Origin of the sequence: Pseudomonas sp. 58 R 3 (assembly GCF_900006605.1) — a bacterium.
Classification (GTDB): domain Bacteria; phylum Pseudomonadota; class Gammaproteobacteria; order Pseudomonadales; family Pseudomonadaceae; genus Aquipseudomonas; species Aquipseudomonas salomonii.
In genome coordinates this window covers 65,485-81,177 of record NZ_CVTT01000085.1, presented here as the reverse complement: position 1 = coordinate 81,177, position 15,693 = coordinate 65,485, and the positions used below count along the sequence as shown (strand labels likewise).

Genomic DNA, 15,693 nt, shown 5'->3' with positions numbered 1-15,693 from the left:
CACAGATGAGCCGAGACCTACCGCCCCTCAATGCCCTGCGTGCGTTTGAAGCTACCGCCCGCCTGAACAGCGTCAGCCAGGCGGCTGAGCAACTGCATGTGACCCATGGTGCGGTCAGCCGCCAGTTGAAGGTGTTGGAAGAACACTTGGGCGTCAGCCTGTTCGCCAAGGAAGGGCGCGGCATTAAACTCACAGATGCAGGCGTCCGGCTCAGGGACGCCAGCGCTGAAGCGTTCGAGCGTTTAAGGGATGTTTGCGCCGAGCTGACCCAGGCCAGCGCCGACGCGCCCTTCGTGCTCGGCTGCTCGGGCAGTTTGCTGGCGCGCTGGTTGATTCCGCGCCTGGGCCGCTTGAACGCAGACTTGCCCGACTTGCGCTTGCATCTATCGGCGGGTGATGGTGACCTCGACCCAAGGCGCCCTGGCCTGGATGCCCTGCTGGTTTTTGCCGAGCCGCCGTGGCCAGCGGACATGCAAGTGTATGAGCTGGCCAGCGAGCGCATTGGCCCGGTCATGAGCCCGCGTTTTGCCGGTTATGAACGCCTGCGCCAGGCGCCGCCCCACGCCCTGTGCGGTGAAGCCTTGTTACACACCACCTCGCGCCCGCAGGCCTGGCCCAGTTGGGCGCAGCAACACGGCATTGAGCCCGGCGCGTTGAAGCACGGCCAGGGGTTTGAGCATTTGTATTATTTGCTGGAGGCGGCGGTGGCGGGTTTGGGTGTGGCGATCGCGCCGCAACCGCTGGTAGCAGAGGACCTTCGCGCGGGTCGCCTGGTGGCGCCGTGGGGTTTCAGCGAAACCCCGGCGCACCTGGCGTTGTGGCTACCCAAGCGCGCCGCAGATGGGCGCGCGGGTCAGCTGGCGCAGTGGCTCAAGGCTGAGCTGTTGCGCCAACCGGTTTAGTCACCGCGTTTGCACAGCAGGTAAGCCGCCAACAGGCCCAGCGCGCCAACGGCAACGCCGGCGGTAGTCCATGGGTGCTCTTGTGCGTAGTCACGGGTTGCCGCGCTGGTTTCGCGGATTTTGACTTTGCTTTCTTCGTAGGCATCGCTGATCAGGTGGCGGGAATGCTTGAGGGCATTCTCGGCATTGCTTTTCAGGGCCTTCAGCGTTTTGCGCGACTCATCGGACGCATCGTCCTTGAGGCTCTCAAGGGACTTGAGCAGGCTCGAAATCTCGGCTTCCATGCTTTCCAGCGACGCTTTGCGTAAAGAAGTGTTGGCCATGTGGAACTCTCCTGAAGTGATTGAGTGGCATGTGTAGATACCGACTCCTGGGTTTTCAGAAAGTGCAGTAATTCTGAACTTTCGAGTGGGAATGGTCGCCAGAAGCAGTACGAACATTCACTGCTACGCTGACTAGAGACCTCAGGAGAAACGTTATGTCTGATCATCACACCTACAAGAAAGTCGAACTGGTCGGTTCCTCGACCACCAGCATCGAAGAGGCCATCAACAATGCCCTCGCCGAAGCGCACAAGAGCATCAAGCACCTGGAGTGGTTTGAAGTGACCGAAACCCGTGGTCACATCAAGGACGGCAAGGCCGCGCACTTCCAGGTCACGCTCAAGGTGGGATTCCGAATTGCCAGTAGTTGATCCCGTGAGTTGAACTTGCTGACTGGCCGATTGCCATAACCTGCGCTACAACCATTGGGTGCCGACGCCACAAGCGTCGGCACGCTCTTTTCGATCAGCGCAAGGAAAGTAACGGATGAAGAAGTTCCTGTTAGCGGTAGGTTTGTTGAGCATTGCGGGCACTGCCCTGGCGGCGGGCAAGCCTTGTGAAGAGCTGAAAGGTGAGCTCGCGGCGAAGCTCGACGCTAAAGGTGTTCAGCATTATTCGCTGGATGTTGTCGACAAAGGCGCGGCAGCCGATGGCAAAGTGATTGGCAGCTGCGAAGGCGGCACCAAGGAAATCGTCTACAAGCGCGGTTAATCCCGTGTTGCAGACATAAAAAACCGACGCGAGTGCGTCGGTTTTTTTTCGCCTGCGGGTTATCAGCCCTTCATCACCTGCGCCAGCAGCTCGTAGGAATGAATCCGGTCGGCATGCTCATACAGGTCGCTGGTAAAGATCAGCTCATCGGCGCCGGTCTGCTCGATCAACACGTCCAACTTCGCGCGAATCTTCGCCGGGCTACCGACCATGGCCAGGCCCAAAAAGCTGCCCACCGCGTCTTTTTCATGGGGCAGCCACAGGCCGTCCATGGTCTTAACCGGCGGGCGCTGCACCAGGCTTTGCCCGCGCATCAGCGCCAGAATACGTTGGTACACCGAAGTGGCCAGGTAGTCGGCCTGCTCGTCGGTATCGGCGGCCACCAGCGGAATGCCGAGCATCACGTAGGGCTTGTCCAGCACGGCTGAAGGCTTGAAGTGATTGCGGTACACGCGAATCGCCTCGTGCATCAAACGGGGTGCGAAATGGGAGGCGAAGGCGTAGGGCAAGCCGCGCTCACCGGCCAGTTGCGCGCTGAACAGGCTGGAACCGAGCAACCAGACCGGCACGTTGGTGCCTGTGCCGGGTACGGCGATGATCCGTTGGTCGGGCGTGCGCGGGCCCAGGTAGGCCATCAGTTCGGCCACATCTTCCGGAAACTCGTCAGCGCTGCCGGAGCGCTCACGGCGCAGGGCGCGGGCGGTCATCTGGTCGGAACCAGGTGCGCGGCCCAGGCCCAGGTCGATACGGCCGGGGTACAGGCTTTCCAGGGTGCCGAACTGTTCGGCAATCACCAACGGCGCGTGGTTGGGCAGCATCACGCCGCCGGAGCCGACACGAATCGTCGAGGTGCCACCGGCCAAATAACCCAGCAACACCGAAGTGGCCGAGCTGGCGATGCCGTCCATATTGTGGTGTTCAGCCACCCAGAAACGGTTGTAGCCGAACTTTTCCACGTGCTGGGCCAGGTCCAGCGAGTTGCGCAGCGACTGCGCAATGCTGCCGTTGGCGCGCACAGGCACGAGGTCGAGGGTCGAGAACTTCACGTCGGACAGCGATTTCATAAGCCTGCTTCTCCATTAGGTGCGCAGGCTTATAGACGAACCAAAACCTGCCGCTTCATGTGCATGCTCTATGCAATGAGGGCATATACCCGAGATTCAATAGCAGCCTGCGAAATTTCCTACTGAATCGCTAGGTTTCTCCGACAAGATGAACTTTGCCGGGCCGTCTATCCTCAGAACCCTTACTGACGCAAAACCACCGTTCGAGGAGAGAGCTATGAGTATCGTTAAAAAAGCATCCGCGCATTGGGAAGGTGATCTGAAAACTGGCCTGGGGTCCATCTCCACGGAAACCGGCGTGCTGCGCGAAGCACCCTACGGCTTCAAGGCCCGTTTCGAAGGCGGCAAGGGCACCAACCCTGAAGAATTGATCGGCGCGGCTCACGCGGGCTGTTTCTCCATGGCGTTTTCCATGATTCTTGGCGATGCCGGCCTTAAGGCTGACAGCATCGACACCCAGGCTGAGGTGACTCTGGATCAGGTTGAGGGCGGCTTTGCGATTACCGCCGTGCATTTGATTTTGAAAGCCAAGATCCCCGGCGCAAGTCAGGCGCAGTTCGAGGAACTGAGCAAAAAGGCGAAGGAAGGCTGCCCGGTGTCGAAAGTGCTGAACGCAAAAATCAGCCTGGATGCCACGTTGGTCTAACTCACACAGCAAGATCCCCATGTGGGAGCGGGCTTGTGTTTAGATCGTTCCCACGCTCCCGCGTGGGAATGCAGCCCGTGACGCTCTGCGTCACACCTGCGCAGAACTTGAATGCTGTGGGCGGGACGCGGAGCGTCCCAGGCGGCATTCCCACGCAGAGCGTGGGAACGATCTGATCCGCTGTCGGAGCGGGCTTGTGTGGGAGCCGGGCTTGCCCGCGATAGGTTCCCCTCGGTTAGCCAGTTGTATCGAGACGTTGCCATCGCAGGCAAGCCAGCTCCCACACGGGCCCGCTCCCACAGTTTGTTGTGCGTTAAATCAGAACTCGCGTTTCCAAAATGTGGTCGAATAGCCTAGGCGCACACCCGTGCGCAGTGCATTCACGGAGCTTCACACATGAAACGTTTTGCCTTGGCGATCATTTGCGGTGTATTGGCCACTTCGGCTGTGGCCGCGCCAAAAGATTGTGAAGAGCTCAGGAAAGAAATTGAGGTAAACATCCAGGCCAAGGCGATTCCGTCTTACACCCTGGAAATCATTACCGCCGAAGAAGCCAAGAATCATGACAGCGCCATGATCGTCGGCTCCTGCGAAAACGGCACCAAGCGCATCATCTATCAGAAGAACAGCGACTGATCAGATGCAGTTAACACTGCGCTCCTCAGCCAACAGCTGACGCGCCGTGTTGTACAGCCGAATATTGGGCGTAAAGGCCAGCGAGCGCCCCTCCAGCACATAGCGCTGGCCTGCCTGGAAGTTGTCGTATTGCAGGGTCATGAAGCAGGTTCGGTCATGGGTCTGGTCCAGGCCGCCAAAGCCTGTCCCGGTGTTCACCTCGAAATCAAAGCGCACCATCAGCTCATGGCTGCCCGGCGGCACCTGAAAGAAACGCCCGTCGTTGAGGTTCTTGCCGTCCAGGCGCTGGGCCATCACCAGCTTGGCGCCGGGTGTCGGCGTGGCGAAATCGATCCAGGCCTGGTGCGGGTCGACCGGCGGGATGGGGGTCGAAGCGCAGGCGCTGAGCAATAAGACGGTGACGGGTAGCAAGAGCTGGCGCATGGCGGGCACTCAACGGTGGGTAAGAATTGAACCTGGCAGCCTGTGGCAACAGACGCTGTATCAGTATAAACACGCCACGGCATGGAAAAATTCCGTGCAGGCAGGATAGTCTGGCGGGCAAATAACCCAGGGGCGGTCGGTGCATGGTCAGGCGTTTTCTTCCAGGGTTGATGGTACTGCTGCTCAGCGGCTGTTCCAGTGTGAGTTATTACAGCCAGTTGGCCAGCGGCCAATGGCAGTTGCTGCGGGCTCGGGAGCCGGTTGCCGAGGTCATCGCCGACCCTGCTCGTCCACAGGCATTGCGCGACCACCTGGAGCAATCACAAAAGGCCCGCACCTTTGCCAGTGAGCACCTGCACCTGCCTGACAACCAGAGTTACCGACTGTACGCCGACATCGGCCGGCCTTACGTGGTCTGGAATGTGTTCGCCACGCAGGAGTTTTCCCTGTCGCCTGAGACCCACTGCTTCCCCATCGCTGGGTGTGTGGCCTATCGCGGCTATTACAGCCAGGGCGCAGCACGCGGCGAAGCGGCGTTATTGCAGCAACAAGGCATGGATGTGTCGATTGGCGGCGTCGAAGCCTATTCCACCCTGGGCTGGTTCAACGACCCGATCATGAGTTCGATGATGAGTTGGGGTGACGAGCGCCTGGCCACGCTGATTTTCCACGAGCTGGCGCACCAGCGTTTTTATGTAAAGGACGACACTGAGTTCAACGAGTCCTACGCCAACTTCGTCGAGCAGGAAGGCACCCGTCAGTGGCGTGCGGCGCGGGGCCTGGCGCCGCTGAGCAATGCGGCGTTGCAGCAGCGCGACCAATTTATCCGGCTGGTGCTCGATACCCGCAAACGCCTGGAGGCGTTGTACGCACAGCCCTTGGCGGTGGATGTGATGCGCCAGGCCAAGGCGGCAGAGTTCGAGCGTTTGCGCAGTGAATACCGGCACATGCGCGACAGCCAATGGGGCGGTGACAAGCGGTATGACGTGTGGATCAACCAGCCGATGAACAATGCGCGGTTGTTGCCGTTCGGGCTGTATGACCAGTGGGTGCCGGCGTTTGCGGCGTTGTTCGCGCAGCAAGGCGGGGATTGGGTGAAGTTCTTTGCGGCGGTGGAGAAGCTGGGTGGGTTGCCGGTGGAGCAGCGTAAGGCGGCGTTGCGGCAGTTGGAAGGTGGTGGCCGTTAGGGCCTCATCGCAGGCAAGCCAGCTCCCACAGTTTGAATTGTGAACACGGTCAAATGTGGGAGCTGGCTTGCCTGCGATAGCGGCCTCAAGGGCGCTGCAAAAACGCCTGATGCATCTGCTCAAGCGTCTCAAAATGCCAAGTCGGCGCCTCGGCATTCAACTCCTCAAAACTGCCAAACCCATACCCCACTGCTGCCGAATCCAGCCCATTGCTGCGCGCGCCGATCAAGTCATGTTTGCGATCACCAATCATCAAGGTGGTCGCCGGGTCCAAACCTTCTTCGCTCATCAGGTGCGCAATCAGCTCAACCTTGTGGGTGCGCGTGCCATCCAGTTCGCTGCCGTAGATCACCTTGAAGTGCTTGGCAAAATCAAAATGCCGGGCGATCTCACGGGCAAACACCCACGGCTTGGACGTGGCCACATACAGCTGGCGGCCCTGGCCATTCAGCTCCTCAAGCAACGGCAGCACGCCGTCGAATACGCGGTTTTCATACAGGCCGGTGACCTTGAAGCGCTCGCGATAGAAATTCACCGCTTCCCAGGCTCTGGCCTCATCGAAGCCATAGAACTGCATGAAGGCTTGCAGCAACGGCGGGCCGATAAAGTGTTCCAGCTTGGTCAGGTCCGGCTCGTCGATGCCGAGTTTGCCAAGGGCGTACTGGATCGAGCGGGTGATGCCCTCGCGCGGGTCGGTCAGGGTGCCGTCCAGGTCGAACAGCACGGTGGAGTAGTTCAGGCTCATCGGTCGAATCCTTCCGCCAGGTGCAAATCTTTGAGCTTCACGTAGTTCGCGGCGCTGTAGGTGAAGAAGGCACGCTCTTTGTCAGTCAGTGGGCGGATTTGTTTAACCGGGCTGCCCACGTACAAAAAACCGCTCTCCAGTTTCTTGCCGGGCGGCACCAGGCTGCCGGCGCCGATGATCACGTCATCTTCCACCACCGCGCCGTCCATCACGATGCTGCCCATGCCGATCAAGATGCGATTGCCGACCGTGCAGCCGTGCAGCATGACTTTGTGGGCGATGGTCACATCATCGCCAATAAGCAGTGGAAAGCCGTCCGGGTTGAACGGCCCGGCGTGGGTGATGTGCAGCACACAGCCGTCCTGCACGCTGGTGCGCGCACCGATGCGGATGCGGTGCATGTCGCCGCGAATCACGGTCAATGGCCAAACCGAGCTGTCGGTGCCGATTTCGACATCGCCGATCACCACCGCCGAAATATCGACAAAAGCCCCGGCGCCCAGGGTTGGCGTGTGGTTCTGATAGGTGCGAAGGGTCACGATAGCCTCTCTCTTATAGGTTGATAGCTGCGGTGGGTGTTGATTGTAATTAAGATGGCCCCATCTTTGTCTTATCAGTTTCTTCAGCCAAGGTACCCACCGTGAGCGCGAACAACCCACTTTTGCAGTCCTACGACCTGCCGCCGTTCTCGGCGATCCGTGCCGAGCACGTGCAGCCGGCCATCGAACAAATCCTCGCTGACAACCGCGTTGCCATCGAAGGCATCCTGCAAAGCCAGGGCAAAAACCCTACGTGGGCCGGTCTGGTACTGGCCATGGACGAACTGAATGACCGCCTGGGCGCCGCCTGGAGCCCGGTCAGCCACCTCAACGCCGTGTGCAACAGCGCTGAACTGCGCGAAGCCTACGAGGCTTGCCTGCCGGCGTTGAGCGCCTATTCCACCGAGATGGGCCAGAACCGCGAACTGTTCCAGGCCTTCGAAGCCCTGGCCAACAGCCCGGAAGCCGCCGGTTTCGATGTGGCGCAAAAAACCATTCTGGAACATTCGCTGCGCGACTTCCGCCTGTCGGGTATCGATTTGCCGCCTGAGCAGCAAAAACGCTACGCCCAAGTGCAGAGCAAGCTGTCGGAGCTGGGCAGCAAATTCTCCAACCAACTGCTGGACGCCACCCAGGCGTGGACCAGGCACGTCACCGACGAAGCCACCCTCGTCGGCCTGACTGATTCGGCCAAGGCGCAAATGGCCGCCGCCGCCCAGGCCAAAGGCCTTGATGGCTGGTTGATCACCCTCGAATTCCCTAGCTACTACGCGGTAATGACCTACGCCCAAGACCGCGCCCTGCGTGAAGAAGTCTATGCGGCCTACTGCACCCGTGCGTCGGACCAAGGCCCGAATGCCGGTAAGAACGATAACGGCCCGGTGATGGAACAGATCCTCGACCTGCGTCAGGAGCTGGCCAAACTGTTGGGTTACGCGTCGTTCTCCGAGCTGAGCCTGGCCACCAAAATGGCCGAGTCCAGCGACCAGGTGCTGAGCTTCCTGCGCGACCTGGCCAAGCGCAGCAAGCCGTTTGCCGCCCAGGACCTGCAACAGCTCAAGGCTTACGCCGCTGAACAAGGCTGCGCCGACCTGCAAAGCTGGGACAGCGGTTTCTACGGCGAGAAACTCCGCGAGCAACGTTACAGCGTGTCCCAGGAAGCCCTGCGCGCTTACTTTCCGATCGACAAAGTGCTGAGCGGCCTGTTTGCCATCGTGCAGCGCCTCTACGGCATCGAAATCGCCGAGCAAAAAGGCTTCGACACCTGGCACCCGGATGTTCGCCTGTTTGAAATCAAGGAGAACGGCCAGCACGTCGGCCGCTTCTTCTTCGACCTGTACGCCCGCGCCAACAAGCGGGGCGGTGCCTGGATGGACGGCGCGCGCGATCGCCGCCGCACTGTCGACGGCGTGCTGCAAAGCCCGGTGGCGAACCTGGTGTGCAACTTCACCCCGGCCGACAGCGGCAAGCCTGCCCTGCTGACCCACGATGAAGTGACCACGCTGTTCCACGAATTCGGCCACGGCCTGCACCACCTGCTGACCCGTGTTGAACACGCGGGCGTGTCCGGCATCAACGGCGTGGCCTGGGATGCGGTGGAACTGCCGAGCCAATTCATGGAGAACTGGTGCTGGGAGCCCGAAGGCCTGGCGCTGATCTCCGGCCACTATGAAAGCGGCGAGCCGCTGCCCCAGGACCTGCTGGAAAAAATGCTCGCGGCGAAGAACTTCCAGTCCGGCCTGATGATGGTGCGTCAGCTGGAATTCTCGCTGTTCGACTTCGAACTGCACGCCACCCACGGCGATGGCCGCACGGTAGCGCAGGTGCTTGAAGGCGTGCGCGATGAGGTCTCGGTGATGCGTCCGCCAGCCTACAATCGCTTCCCCAACAGCTTTGCGCACATCTTCGCCGGCGGTTACGCGGCGGGTTACTACAGCTACAAGTGGGCCGAAGTGCTGTCTGCCGACGCTTTCTCCAAGTTTGAAGAAGACGGCGTGCTCAATGCCGAAACCGGTCGGGCATTCCGTGAAGCGATCCTGGCGCGCGGTGGCTCCCAGGCGCCGATGGTGCTGTTCGTCGACTTCCGCGGACGTGCGCCGTCGATTGACGCACTCTTGCGCCACAGCGGCCTGAGTGAGGACGCAGCAGCATGAGTGATGGGCCTGTGGTGACCAAAAAGCAATTTATCGCCGGGGCGGTCTGCCCGGCGTGCGAAGAGTTGGACAAGTTGAAAATGTGGACCGAAGACGATGTGCCGCACCGCGAATGTGTGGCCTGCGGCTATTCGGACACGCTGAATGAACAAGGCAATTCGGTGCCCAAGGAATTGGGCACGCGGGTCAATACGTCGGCGTTGAAGGCGCCCGCGGACCCGAAGGTGCAGGCGGTGCAGTTTTTCCCTAATCCCAAGCTGAAAAAGGACTGATACCTGCTTAAGGTGTGAGTACTAATTCGGTGTCTTTCTTGGGGTCGACACGGCCGCTACCGGCCGTGTTGATCCAGCTTTTCATCGAGCACAACGCAAACTCACTGGTGCTGCAGTCGCCATTGGCCAACGCGGTACGCAACTTGTCGATATCCGCCTTCATCATGTAGCGAACACCGTCTTTAAAGCCGTTACTTGAACCAAAGCCGCCCAGCGTCATTTCGTTCAGCGCATCCTCTTTGCTCCACCCCTGAATCACCACCCGATACATCGCCGCCATCAGGCCGGTGCGATCGGAGCCGTGTTTGCAGTGCATCAGCACCGGACCCTGGGTTTCGGCTTCCTGAATGGCCCTGAGTGCCGCCAGCACGTCGGCATCGTCGACATGGTTGGTGCGATACGTCAGCTGCACCTGTTTGATACCAGACGTCTTCAGCCAGGGCGCATCAGATTCCGGCAGGAAGTTGATCACCGTGCCGATCTTCAGATTTTGCAGCACAGGCAGCGCAGTGCTGTCCGGCAACGCACTGCGATACAGCGTGGGCGTCATCTGGTGCAGGTTGAATTGGTCGCCCACAGGCTGTGCCCACTCAGGCGAGCGGATCGACGCAGCCTCGTCGGCCTGGGCCTGCAGTGTGGTGAACAGTGCCATGAACGCCAGGCCAAGGGCGGGCAGTAATCGAATCGTGAACATGCGCGTTGAGACCGAATGGGATAGGGCTGATGGGTCACAGAGTCGCCTGCGAGGGGTCAATGCTGTGTGAGGCGGCTGTCAAAGAATCGTGAATCCGCCCATCTGATCCGCTGTTTTTCGCGCTGAATCGATTTCTCTTAATGCTTAGGCTGCTATCATTTGTAACTATTGATTGCCAGTGTGTGCTATCCCTTTGGATCCAATGCTCTGGCAAACCATCACGCTGCTCCCAGAAGCGGCGGATAAACCCGTGACCACATGATGAGGTGCACCTATGTCTGATCAAGATCAGGACAACCCGCGACGTGACTTTTTACGCAAATCCTTGACCTTGATCCCGGTGGTCACGGTTGCCAGCACCGGCCTTGGCGGCTCGATGCTGATGGCCACACCGGAGCCGGTGCAGGCCGCGCCCGCCAAAACGCCCGCCAGCGACAAAGCCTACGAGCCGAGTTACTTCACCGCCGAAGAGTGGGCGTTTATCAACGCTGCCGTCGCCCGCCTGATTCCCGCGGATGCCCAAGGCCCAGGCGCCCTGGAAGCCGGCGCGCCGGAATACATCGACCGCCAGATGAACACGCCGTATGCCGCTGGCGCGCTGTGGTTCATGCAAGGCCCGTTCAACGCCGATGCGGCGCCAGAGATGGGCTGGCAGAGCAAATTGGTGCCCAAAGACATCTATCGCCTGGGCATTGCCGCCACGGATGCGTGGTCGAAGGCGTTCAACGGTAAAGCTTTTGCTGCGCAAGACAGCGCTACCCAGGATGACATGCTGCGCCGTATGGAGGCGGGCGGCGGCGAGATGACCGCGCATTTCGAGGCCGTACCGGCCAAGATGTTCTTCAACCTGTTGCTGCAAAACACCAAGGAAGGCTTCTTCTGCGACCCGATCCACGGTGGCAACAAAGGCATGGTCGGTTGGACCATGATCGGCTTCCCCGGCGCCCGCGCCGATTTCATGGACTGGGTTGAACGCAACGAGCAATACCCCTTCCCGGCTGTTTCCATTCGCGGCGAGAGGGCATAAACGTGGCGACCATCATGAAGAAAGTGGACGCGGTGATCGTCGGTTTCGGCTGGACCGGCGCGATCATGGCCAAGGAGCTGACGGAAGCTGGCCTCAACGTGGTAGCGCTGGAGCGCGGCCCGATGCAGGACACCTACCCGGACGGCAACTATCCCCAGGTCATCGACGAACTGACCTACAGCGTGCGTAAAAAACTCTTTCAGGACATCTCCAAGGAGACGGTGACCATTCGCCCCAGCGTGAATGACGTCGCCCTGCCCAACCGTCAGTTGGGTGCGTTCTTGCCGGGTAATGGCGTGGGCGGTGCGGGTTTGCACTGGTCAGGCGTGCATTTTCGCGTCGACCCGATCGAATTGCGCATGCGCAGCCACTATGAAGAGCGCTACGGCAAAAATTTCATCCCCAAAGACATGACCATCCAGGACTTCGGCGTGAGCTATGAAGAGCTGGAGCCGTTTTTCGACTACGCCGAGAAAGTCTTCGGCACCTCCGGCCAGGCCTGGACCGTCAAAGGCCAACTGGTCGGCGAAGGTCGTGGCGGCAACCCCTATGCGCCGGACCGCTCCAACCCGTTCCCGCTGGAATCGCAGAAAAACACCGTGTCTGCGCAGTTGTTTCAGAAAGCGGCTACCGACGTCGGCTACAAACCCTACAACCTGCCGTCCGCCAATACTTCGGGGCCCTACACCAACCCTTACGGCGCGCAGATGGGGCCGTGCAACTTCTGCGGTTTCTGCAGTGGTTACGTGTGCTACATGTACTCCAAGGCTTCGCCGAACGTAAACATCCTGCCGGCGCTGCGTCAGGTGCCGAACTTTGAGCTGCGGGCCAATTCCCACGTGCTCAAGGTCAACCTCGACAGCACCAAGAGCAAGGCCACCGGCGTGACCTATATCGACGCCCAGGGCCGCGAATGCGAGCAGCCTGCGGACCTGGTGATCATCGCCTCCTTCCAGTTCAACAACGTGCGCCTCATGTTGCTCTCGGGCATCGGCAAACCTTACGACCCTATTACCAATGAGGGCGTGGTGGGCCGCAACTTTGCCTATCAGAACATGGGCACCATCAAGGCCTTTTTCGACAAGGACACCCACACCAACAACTTCATCGGTGCGGGTGGCAATGGCGTGGCCATCGATGACTTCAACGCGGACAACTTCGACCACGGCCCGCACGGCTTCGTGGGCGGCTCGCCGATGTGGGTCAACCAGGCCGGCAGCCGGCCGATTGCCGGTACGTCCAACCCGCCGGGCACGCCGGCGTGGGGCAGCGCCTGGAAGCGCGCCACCGCCGATTACTACACCCACCAAGTGTCGATGGACTCCCATGGCGCGCATCAATCCTACCGGAGCAACTACCTGGATCTGGACCCGGTTTACCGCGACTCCTACGGCCTGCCGCTGCTGCGGATGACGTTCGACTGGCAGGAAAACGACATCAAGATGAACCGCTTCATGATGGAGAAAATGGGCAAGGTCGCCGCGGCGATGAACCCCAAGGCCATTGCTGTGCTGGGCAAAAAAGTCGGTGAACAATTCAACACCGCGTCCTACCAGACCACCCACCTCAATGGTGGCGCGATCATGGGCACCGACCCGAAAACCAGTGCGCTGAACCGTTACCTGCAAAGCTGGGATGTACACAACGTGTTTGTCCCAGGCGCATCCGCTTTCCCACAAGGCCTGGGCTACAACCCTACCGGCCTGGTGGCAGCGCTGGCCTACTGGTCGGCGCGGGCGATCCGTGAGCAGTACCTGAAAAACCCCGGCCCACTGGTTCAGGCATAAGGAGCGATGACCATGAAAGCATTTGTTATCGCGAGTTTTGCCCTGTTCAGCAGTTGCTCGGTGAGCGCGGCTGAAAACGATTTGATCAAGCAGGGCGAATACCTGGCCCGCGCCGGTGACTGCGTGGCCTGCCACACCGCCAAGGGTGGCAAACCCTTCGCCGGTGGGCTGCCGATGGAAACCCCGATCGGCGTGATCTATTCCACCAACATCACCCCGGACAAAACCGGCCTGGGCGACTACAGCTTCGAAGACTTCGACAAGGCCGTTCGCCATGGCGTCGCCAAGAACGGTAGTACGCTTTACCCGGCGATGCCGTACCCGTCCTACGCGCGTGTCAGCGACAGCGACATGCAGGCGTTGTATGCATACTTCATGAAGGGCGTGGAGCCCGTCGCCCAGGAGAACAAGGACAGCGATATTCCCTGGCCCTTGAGCATGCGTTGGCCGTTGGCGGCCTGGCGCTGGATGTTCGCGCCGGCGGTCGAGGAGCATCAGGCGCAAGCCGCAGCCGACCCGGTGGTCGCTCGCGGTGCCTATCTGGTTGAAGGCCTCGGCCATTGCGGCGCTTGCCACACCCCGCGTGCCCTGACCATGCAGGAAAAAGCCCTCAGCGCTACTGACGGCAACGCGTTCCTGTCCGGCAGTGCGCCGCTGGAAGGCTGGATCGCAAAAAGCCTGCGCGGCGACCACAAGGACGGCCTCGGCAGCTGGAGCGAGGAGCAGTTGGTGCAGTTCCTCAAGACCGGCCGCAGTGACCGCAGTGCAGTGTTCGGCGGCATGAGTGATGTGGTGGTGCACAGCATGCAGTACATGTCTCAGGACGACCTCACCGCGATTGCGCGATACCTCAAGAGCCTGCCGGCGGTGGACCCGAAGGACCAGCCGCATCAATACGACAAGCAGGTGGCCGAGGCGCTGTGGAAAGGTGACGACAGCAAGCCGGGCGCGTCGGTGTATATCGACAACTGCGCGGCGTGCCACCGTACCGACGGCCATGGCTACACGCGGGTGTTCCCGGCGCTGGCAGGTAACCCGGTGTTGCAGACGGCGGACGCCACCTCGTTGATCAACATCGTGTTGAACGGCGGCACCTTGCCGGCCACCCACACAGCGCCGTCGACCTTCACCATGCCGGCGTTCGCATGGCGTCTGTCGGACCAGGAAGTCGCGGATGTGGTCAGTTTCGTCCGTGGCAGCTGGGGCAATCAAGGCGCACCGGTCAAAGCCAGTGACGTGGCCGACCTGCGCAAGAGCGATATGCGCAGCACGTCGGGTGACGACTTGGGGCAGGTCACGCAAAAGCACTGATCCTGCCCTGGCCGCCAAACGGCACTGGTCAGAAACCTCGCGCCTCGATACTGTATATAAAAACAGTATCGAGGCGTTTTCATGACTACTGCGTTGCCGCCCCGTGGCCGGGGCACGGCCACTAACCTGCACAACCGCTTTGCGCCGACCGTCAGCGTGGCCGAAGACGACGGCTGGTTCCAGGAAGTGCCGCCGACCCAGGGCACCGAAGTGCGTATCGAAACGGCCAAGAGCATCATCACCCGCAACAACTCGCCGGATTTGCCGTTCGACCGCTCCATCAACCCCTATCGCGGCTGCGAGCATGGCTGCATCTACTGCTATGCGCGGCCCAGCCACGCCTATTGGGACATGTCGCCAGGCCTGGATTTCGAAACCAAGCTGATTGCCAAGACCAACGCCGCCGAGGTGCTGGAACAACAGCTGTCCAAGCCTGGTTATGTGTGTGCGCCGATCAACCTGGGCTCCAATACCGACCCGTACCAGCCTATCGAGCGCGACTACACAATCACCCGGCAAACCCTCGAAGTGCTGCTGCGCTATCGGCACCCGGTGACCATCATCACCAAGGGCTCGCTGATCTTGCGCGACCTCGACCTGCTCACCGAGTTGGCGCGCCAGCGGCTGGTGGCGGTGATGATCAGCCTCACCAGCCTGGACGACGAGCTCAAGCGCATCCTGGAGCCGCGCACGGCGGCGCCCAAGGCGCGTTTACGGGCGATTCGGGTGATGCGCGAGGCAGGTATCCCGGTGGGTGTACTGTGCTCGCCGATGATTCCGATGATTAACGACAGCGAGTTGGAAAGCCTGCTGACCGAAGCCCACGCTGCCGGTGCGCAGAGCGCCGCCTACATGATGCTGCGGCTGCCGCTGGAAGTGGCGCCGCTGTTCGAGGAATGGCTGGCGGCGCATTACCCGCAACGCGCGGCCCATGTGATGAGCCTGGTGCGTCAGGTGCGCGGCGGCGAGGTGTATGACAGCCGTTTCGGCGTGCGCATGCGTGGTGAGGGGCCGTTTGCCGATTTGCTGGCGCAGCGTTTCAACAGGGCGATCAAGCGGCTGGGGCTCAATCGAAGGGAAGGGTTTAATCTGGATTGCACGGCGTTTTGCCCGCCGGGCAGGCAGATGGCATTGTTGTAAACTGAAGAGAACGATGGCGTCATTCTGTAGGAATAGTCGCGTTTTGACATCACTGAAACCCGCGTTCTAGAGCGGTTCATTCAGTTTGAGTTAAGTTTCGGCGGTTACCTTGTTCAGCGAGTGACTGATGAGT

18 protein-coding genes are annotated in these 15,693 nt (G+C 60.5%); 12 read left to right on the top strand and 6 right to left on the bottom strand.

From position 1 onward, the window contains the following. Nucleotides 1-5 precede the first annotated feature (5 nt). Nucleotides 6-902, top strand: coding sequence for a LysR family transcriptional regulator (locus BFP92_RS28060; RefSeq protein ID WP_065931993.1), 897 nt, complete (start codon nt 6-8; stop codon nt 900-902). Here the strand turns inward: BFP92_RS28060 and BFP92_RS28055 are convergent. Then, nucleotides 899-1,225 carry an ElaB/YgaM/YqjD family protein gene (locus BFP92_RS28055; protein ID WP_003187304.1) on the bottom strand — a complete coding sequence of 109 codons (327 nt, stop codon included), beginning with the start codon at nt 1,223-1,225 and terminating at the stop codon, nt 899-901. The two genes, BFP92_RS28060 and BFP92_RS28055, sit on opposite strands and share 4 nt — an antisense overlap. Before the next feature lie 155 nt (nt 1,226-1,380). Here BFP92_RS28055 and BFP92_RS28050 point away from each other — a divergent pair, with 155 nt between their 5' ends. Beyond that, on the top strand, nt 1,381-1,596 hold the full coding sequence (locus tag BFP92_RS28050) for a dodecin (protein ID WP_065931992.1): 216 nt from the start codon (nt 1,381-1,383) through the stop codon (nt 1,594-1,596). 115 nt (nt 1,597-1,711) lie between these two features. Then, nucleotides 1,712-1,936, top strand: coding sequence for a DUF1161 domain-containing protein (locus BFP92_RS28045; protein WP_017137921.1), 225 nt, complete (start codon nt 1,712-1,714; stop codon nt 1,934-1,936). Nucleotides 1,937-1,998: 62 nt separating this feature from the next. Here BFP92_RS28045 and BFP92_RS28040 read toward each other — a convergent pair whose 3' ends face one another. Beyond that, nucleotides 1,999-3,000 carry an LLM class flavin-dependent oxidoreductase gene (locus tag BFP92_RS28040; protein WP_058420546.1) on the bottom strand — a complete coding sequence of 334 codons (1,002 nt, stop codon included), beginning with the start codon at nt 2,998-3,000 and terminating at the stop codon, nt 1,999-2,001. Nucleotides 3,001-3,217: 217 nt separating this feature from the next. On the opposite strand from BFP92_RS28040, the gene BFP92_RS28035 reads away from it, so the two are divergent. Further along, entirely contained in the window at nt 3,218-3,646 is a 429-nt protein-coding gene (locus BFP92_RS28035) for an OsmC family protein (RefSeq protein WP_056860982.1), read from the top strand. Between the two features lie 396 nt (nt 3,647-4,042). Then, nucleotides 4,043-4,282, top strand: coding sequence for a DUF1161 domain-containing protein (locus tag BFP92_RS28030; protein ID WP_056860983.1), 240 nt, complete (start codon nt 4,043-4,045; stop codon nt 4,280-4,282). Here BFP92_RS28030 and BFP92_RS28025 read toward each other — a convergent pair whose 3' ends face one another. Beyond that, nucleotides 4,283-4,705, bottom strand: a complete 423-nt coding sequence (locus BFP92_RS28025) for a PA0061/PA0062 family lipoprotein (RefSeq protein ID WP_065931991.1) — start codon at nt 4,703-4,705, stop codon at nt 4,283-4,285. It abuts the gene before it with no gap. Nucleotides 4,706-4,848: 143 nt separating this feature from the next. Between BFP92_RS28025 and BFP92_RS28020 the strand changes: the two genes are divergently transcribed. Continuing rightward, nucleotides 4,849-5,892 (top strand): aminopeptidase, encoded by a 1,044-nt coding sequence (locus BFP92_RS28020; protein WP_065931990.1) that lies wholly within the window; start codon nt 4,849-4,851, stop codon nt 5,890-5,892. Nucleotides 5,893-5,977: 85 nt separating this feature from the next. Here BFP92_RS28020 and BFP92_RS28015 read toward each other — a convergent pair whose 3' ends face one another. Both BFP92_RS28015 and BFP92_RS28010 read right to left on the bottom strand, forming a co-directional pair. Then, complete coding sequence (locus BFP92_RS28015; RefSeq protein ID WP_065931989.1) at nt 5,978-6,637, bottom strand: HAD family hydrolase; 660 nt, start codon at nt 6,635-6,637, stop codon at nt 5,978-5,980. Continuing rightward, nucleotides 6,634-7,176, bottom strand: coding sequence for a gamma carbonic anhydrase family protein (locus BFP92_RS28010; protein WP_056860985.1), 543 nt, complete (start codon nt 7,174-7,176; stop codon nt 6,634-6,636). The genes BFP92_RS28015 and BFP92_RS28010 overlap by 4 nt, the downstream gene beginning before the upstream one ends. Before the next feature lie 101 nt (nt 7,177-7,277). Here BFP92_RS28010 and prlC point away from each other — a divergent pair, with 101 nt between their 5' ends. Together prlC and BFP92_RS28000 are read left to right on the top strand one after the other, a co-directional pair. Continuing rightward, nucleotides 7,278-9,329 (top strand): oligopeptidase A, encoded by a 2,052-nt coding sequence (gene prlC / locus BFP92_RS28005; protein WP_065931988.1) that lies wholly within the window; start codon nt 7,278-7,280, stop codon nt 9,327-9,329. Next, nucleotides 9,326-9,601 (top strand): YheV family putative zinc ribbon protein, encoded by a 276-nt coding sequence (locus tag BFP92_RS28000; protein WP_017137912.1) that lies wholly within the window; start codon nt 9,326-9,328, stop codon nt 9,599-9,601. The genes prlC and BFP92_RS28000 overlap by 4 nt, the downstream gene beginning before the upstream one ends. Nucleotides 9,602-9,608: 7 nt before the next feature. Here the strand turns inward: BFP92_RS28000 and BFP92_RS27995 are convergent, their stop codons facing one another. Further along, nucleotides 9,609-10,295, bottom strand: a complete 687-nt coding sequence (locus tag BFP92_RS27995; RefSeq protein ID WP_065931987.1) for a dual specificity protein phosphatase family protein — start codon at nt 10,293-10,295, stop codon at nt 9,609-9,611. A gap of 274 nt (nt 10,296-10,569) precedes the next feature. Between BFP92_RS27995 and BFP92_RS27990 the strand changes: the two genes are divergently transcribed. The 4 genes from BFP92_RS27990 (at nt 10,570) to BFP92_RS27975 (ending at nt 15,560) form a co-directional block, all read left to right on the top strand. After that, the gene (locus tag BFP92_RS27990) at nt 10,570-11,322 is read left to right on the top strand and encodes a gluconate 2-dehydrogenase subunit 3 family protein (protein ID WP_017137910.1); all 753 of its coding nucleotides are present in this window, start codon (nt 10,570-10,572) and stop codon (nt 11,320-11,322) included. A gap of 2 nt (nt 11,323-11,324) precedes the next feature. After that, nucleotides 11,325-13,109, top strand: coding sequence for a GMC family oxidoreductase (locus BFP92_RS27985; protein ID WP_065931986.1), 1,785 nt, complete (start codon nt 11,325-11,327; stop codon nt 13,107-13,109). Nucleotides 13,110-13,121: 12 nt separating this feature from the next. After that, the gene (locus BFP92_RS27980; RefSeq protein ID WP_065931985.1) at nt 13,122-14,420 is read left to right on the top strand and encodes a cytochrome c; all 1,299 of its coding nucleotides are present in this window, start codon (nt 13,122-13,124) and stop codon (nt 14,418-14,420) included. 81 nt (nt 14,421-14,501) lie between these two features. Then, the gene (locus tag BFP92_RS27975; protein ID WP_065931984.1) at nt 14,502-15,560 is read left to right on the top strand and encodes a PA0069 family radical SAM protein; all 1,059 of its coding nucleotides are present in this window, start codon (nt 14,502-14,504) and stop codon (nt 15,558-15,560) included. Nucleotides 15,561-15,693 lie beyond the last annotated feature (133 nt).

Coding starts and splice junctions, on each gene's coding strand:
- BFP92_RS27975 (WP_065931984.1), top strand. CDS start 14,502: ATGACTACTGCGTTGCCGCCCCGTGGCCGGGGCACGGCCACTAACCTG.
- BFP92_RS28050 (WP_065931992.1), top strand. CDS start 1,381: ATGTCTGATCATCACACCTACAAGAAAGTCGAACTGGTCGGTTCCTCG.
- BFP92_RS28035 (WP_056860982.1), top strand. CDS start 3,218: ATGAGTATCGTTAAAAAAGCATCCGCGCATTGGGAAGGTGATCTGAAA.
- BFP92_RS27995 (WP_065931987.1), bottom strand. CDS start 10,295: ATGTTCACGATTCGATTACTGCCCGCCCTTGGCCTGGCGTTCATGGCA.
- BFP92_RS28045 (WP_017137921.1), top strand. CDS start 1,712: ATGAAGAAGTTCCTGTTAGCGGTAGGTTTGTTGAGCATTGCGGGCACT.
- BFP92_RS28000 (WP_017137912.1), top strand. CDS start 9,326: ATGAGTGATGGGCCTGTGGTGACCAAAAAGCAATTTATCGCCGGGGCG.
- BFP92_RS28060 (WP_065931993.1), top strand. CDS start 6: ATGAGCCGAGACCTACCGCCCCTCAATGCCCTGCGTGCGTTTGAAGCT.
- BFP92_RS28040 (WP_058420546.1), bottom strand. CDS start 3,000: ATGAAATCGCTGTCCGACGTGAAGTTCTCGACCCTCGACCTCGTGCCT.
- BFP92_RS28055 (WP_003187304.1), bottom strand. CDS start 1,225: ATGGCCAACACTTCTTTACGCAAAGCGTCGCTGGAAAGCATGGAAGCC.
- BFP92_RS27990 (WP_017137910.1), top strand. CDS start 10,570: ATGTCTGATCAAGATCAGGACAACCCGCGACGTGACTTTTTACGCAAA.
- BFP92_RS28030 (WP_056860983.1), top strand. CDS start 4,043: ATGAAACGTTTTGCCTTGGCGATCATTTGCGGTGTATTGGCCACTTCG.
- BFP92_RS28025 (WP_065931991.1), bottom strand. CDS start 4,705: ATGCGCCAGCTCTTGCTACCCGTCACCGTCTTATTGCTCAGCGCCTGC.
- BFP92_RS27980 (WP_065931985.1), top strand. CDS start 13,122: ATGAAAGCATTTGTTATCGCGAGTTTTGCCCTGTTCAGCAGTTGCTCG.
- BFP92_RS28015 (WP_065931989.1), bottom strand. CDS start 6,637: ATGAGCCTGAACTACTCCACCGTGCTGTTCGACCTGGACGGCACCCTG.
- BFP92_RS28020 (WP_065931990.1), top strand. CDS start 4,849: ATGGTCAGGCGTTTTCTTCCAGGGTTGATGGTACTGCTGCTCAGCGGC.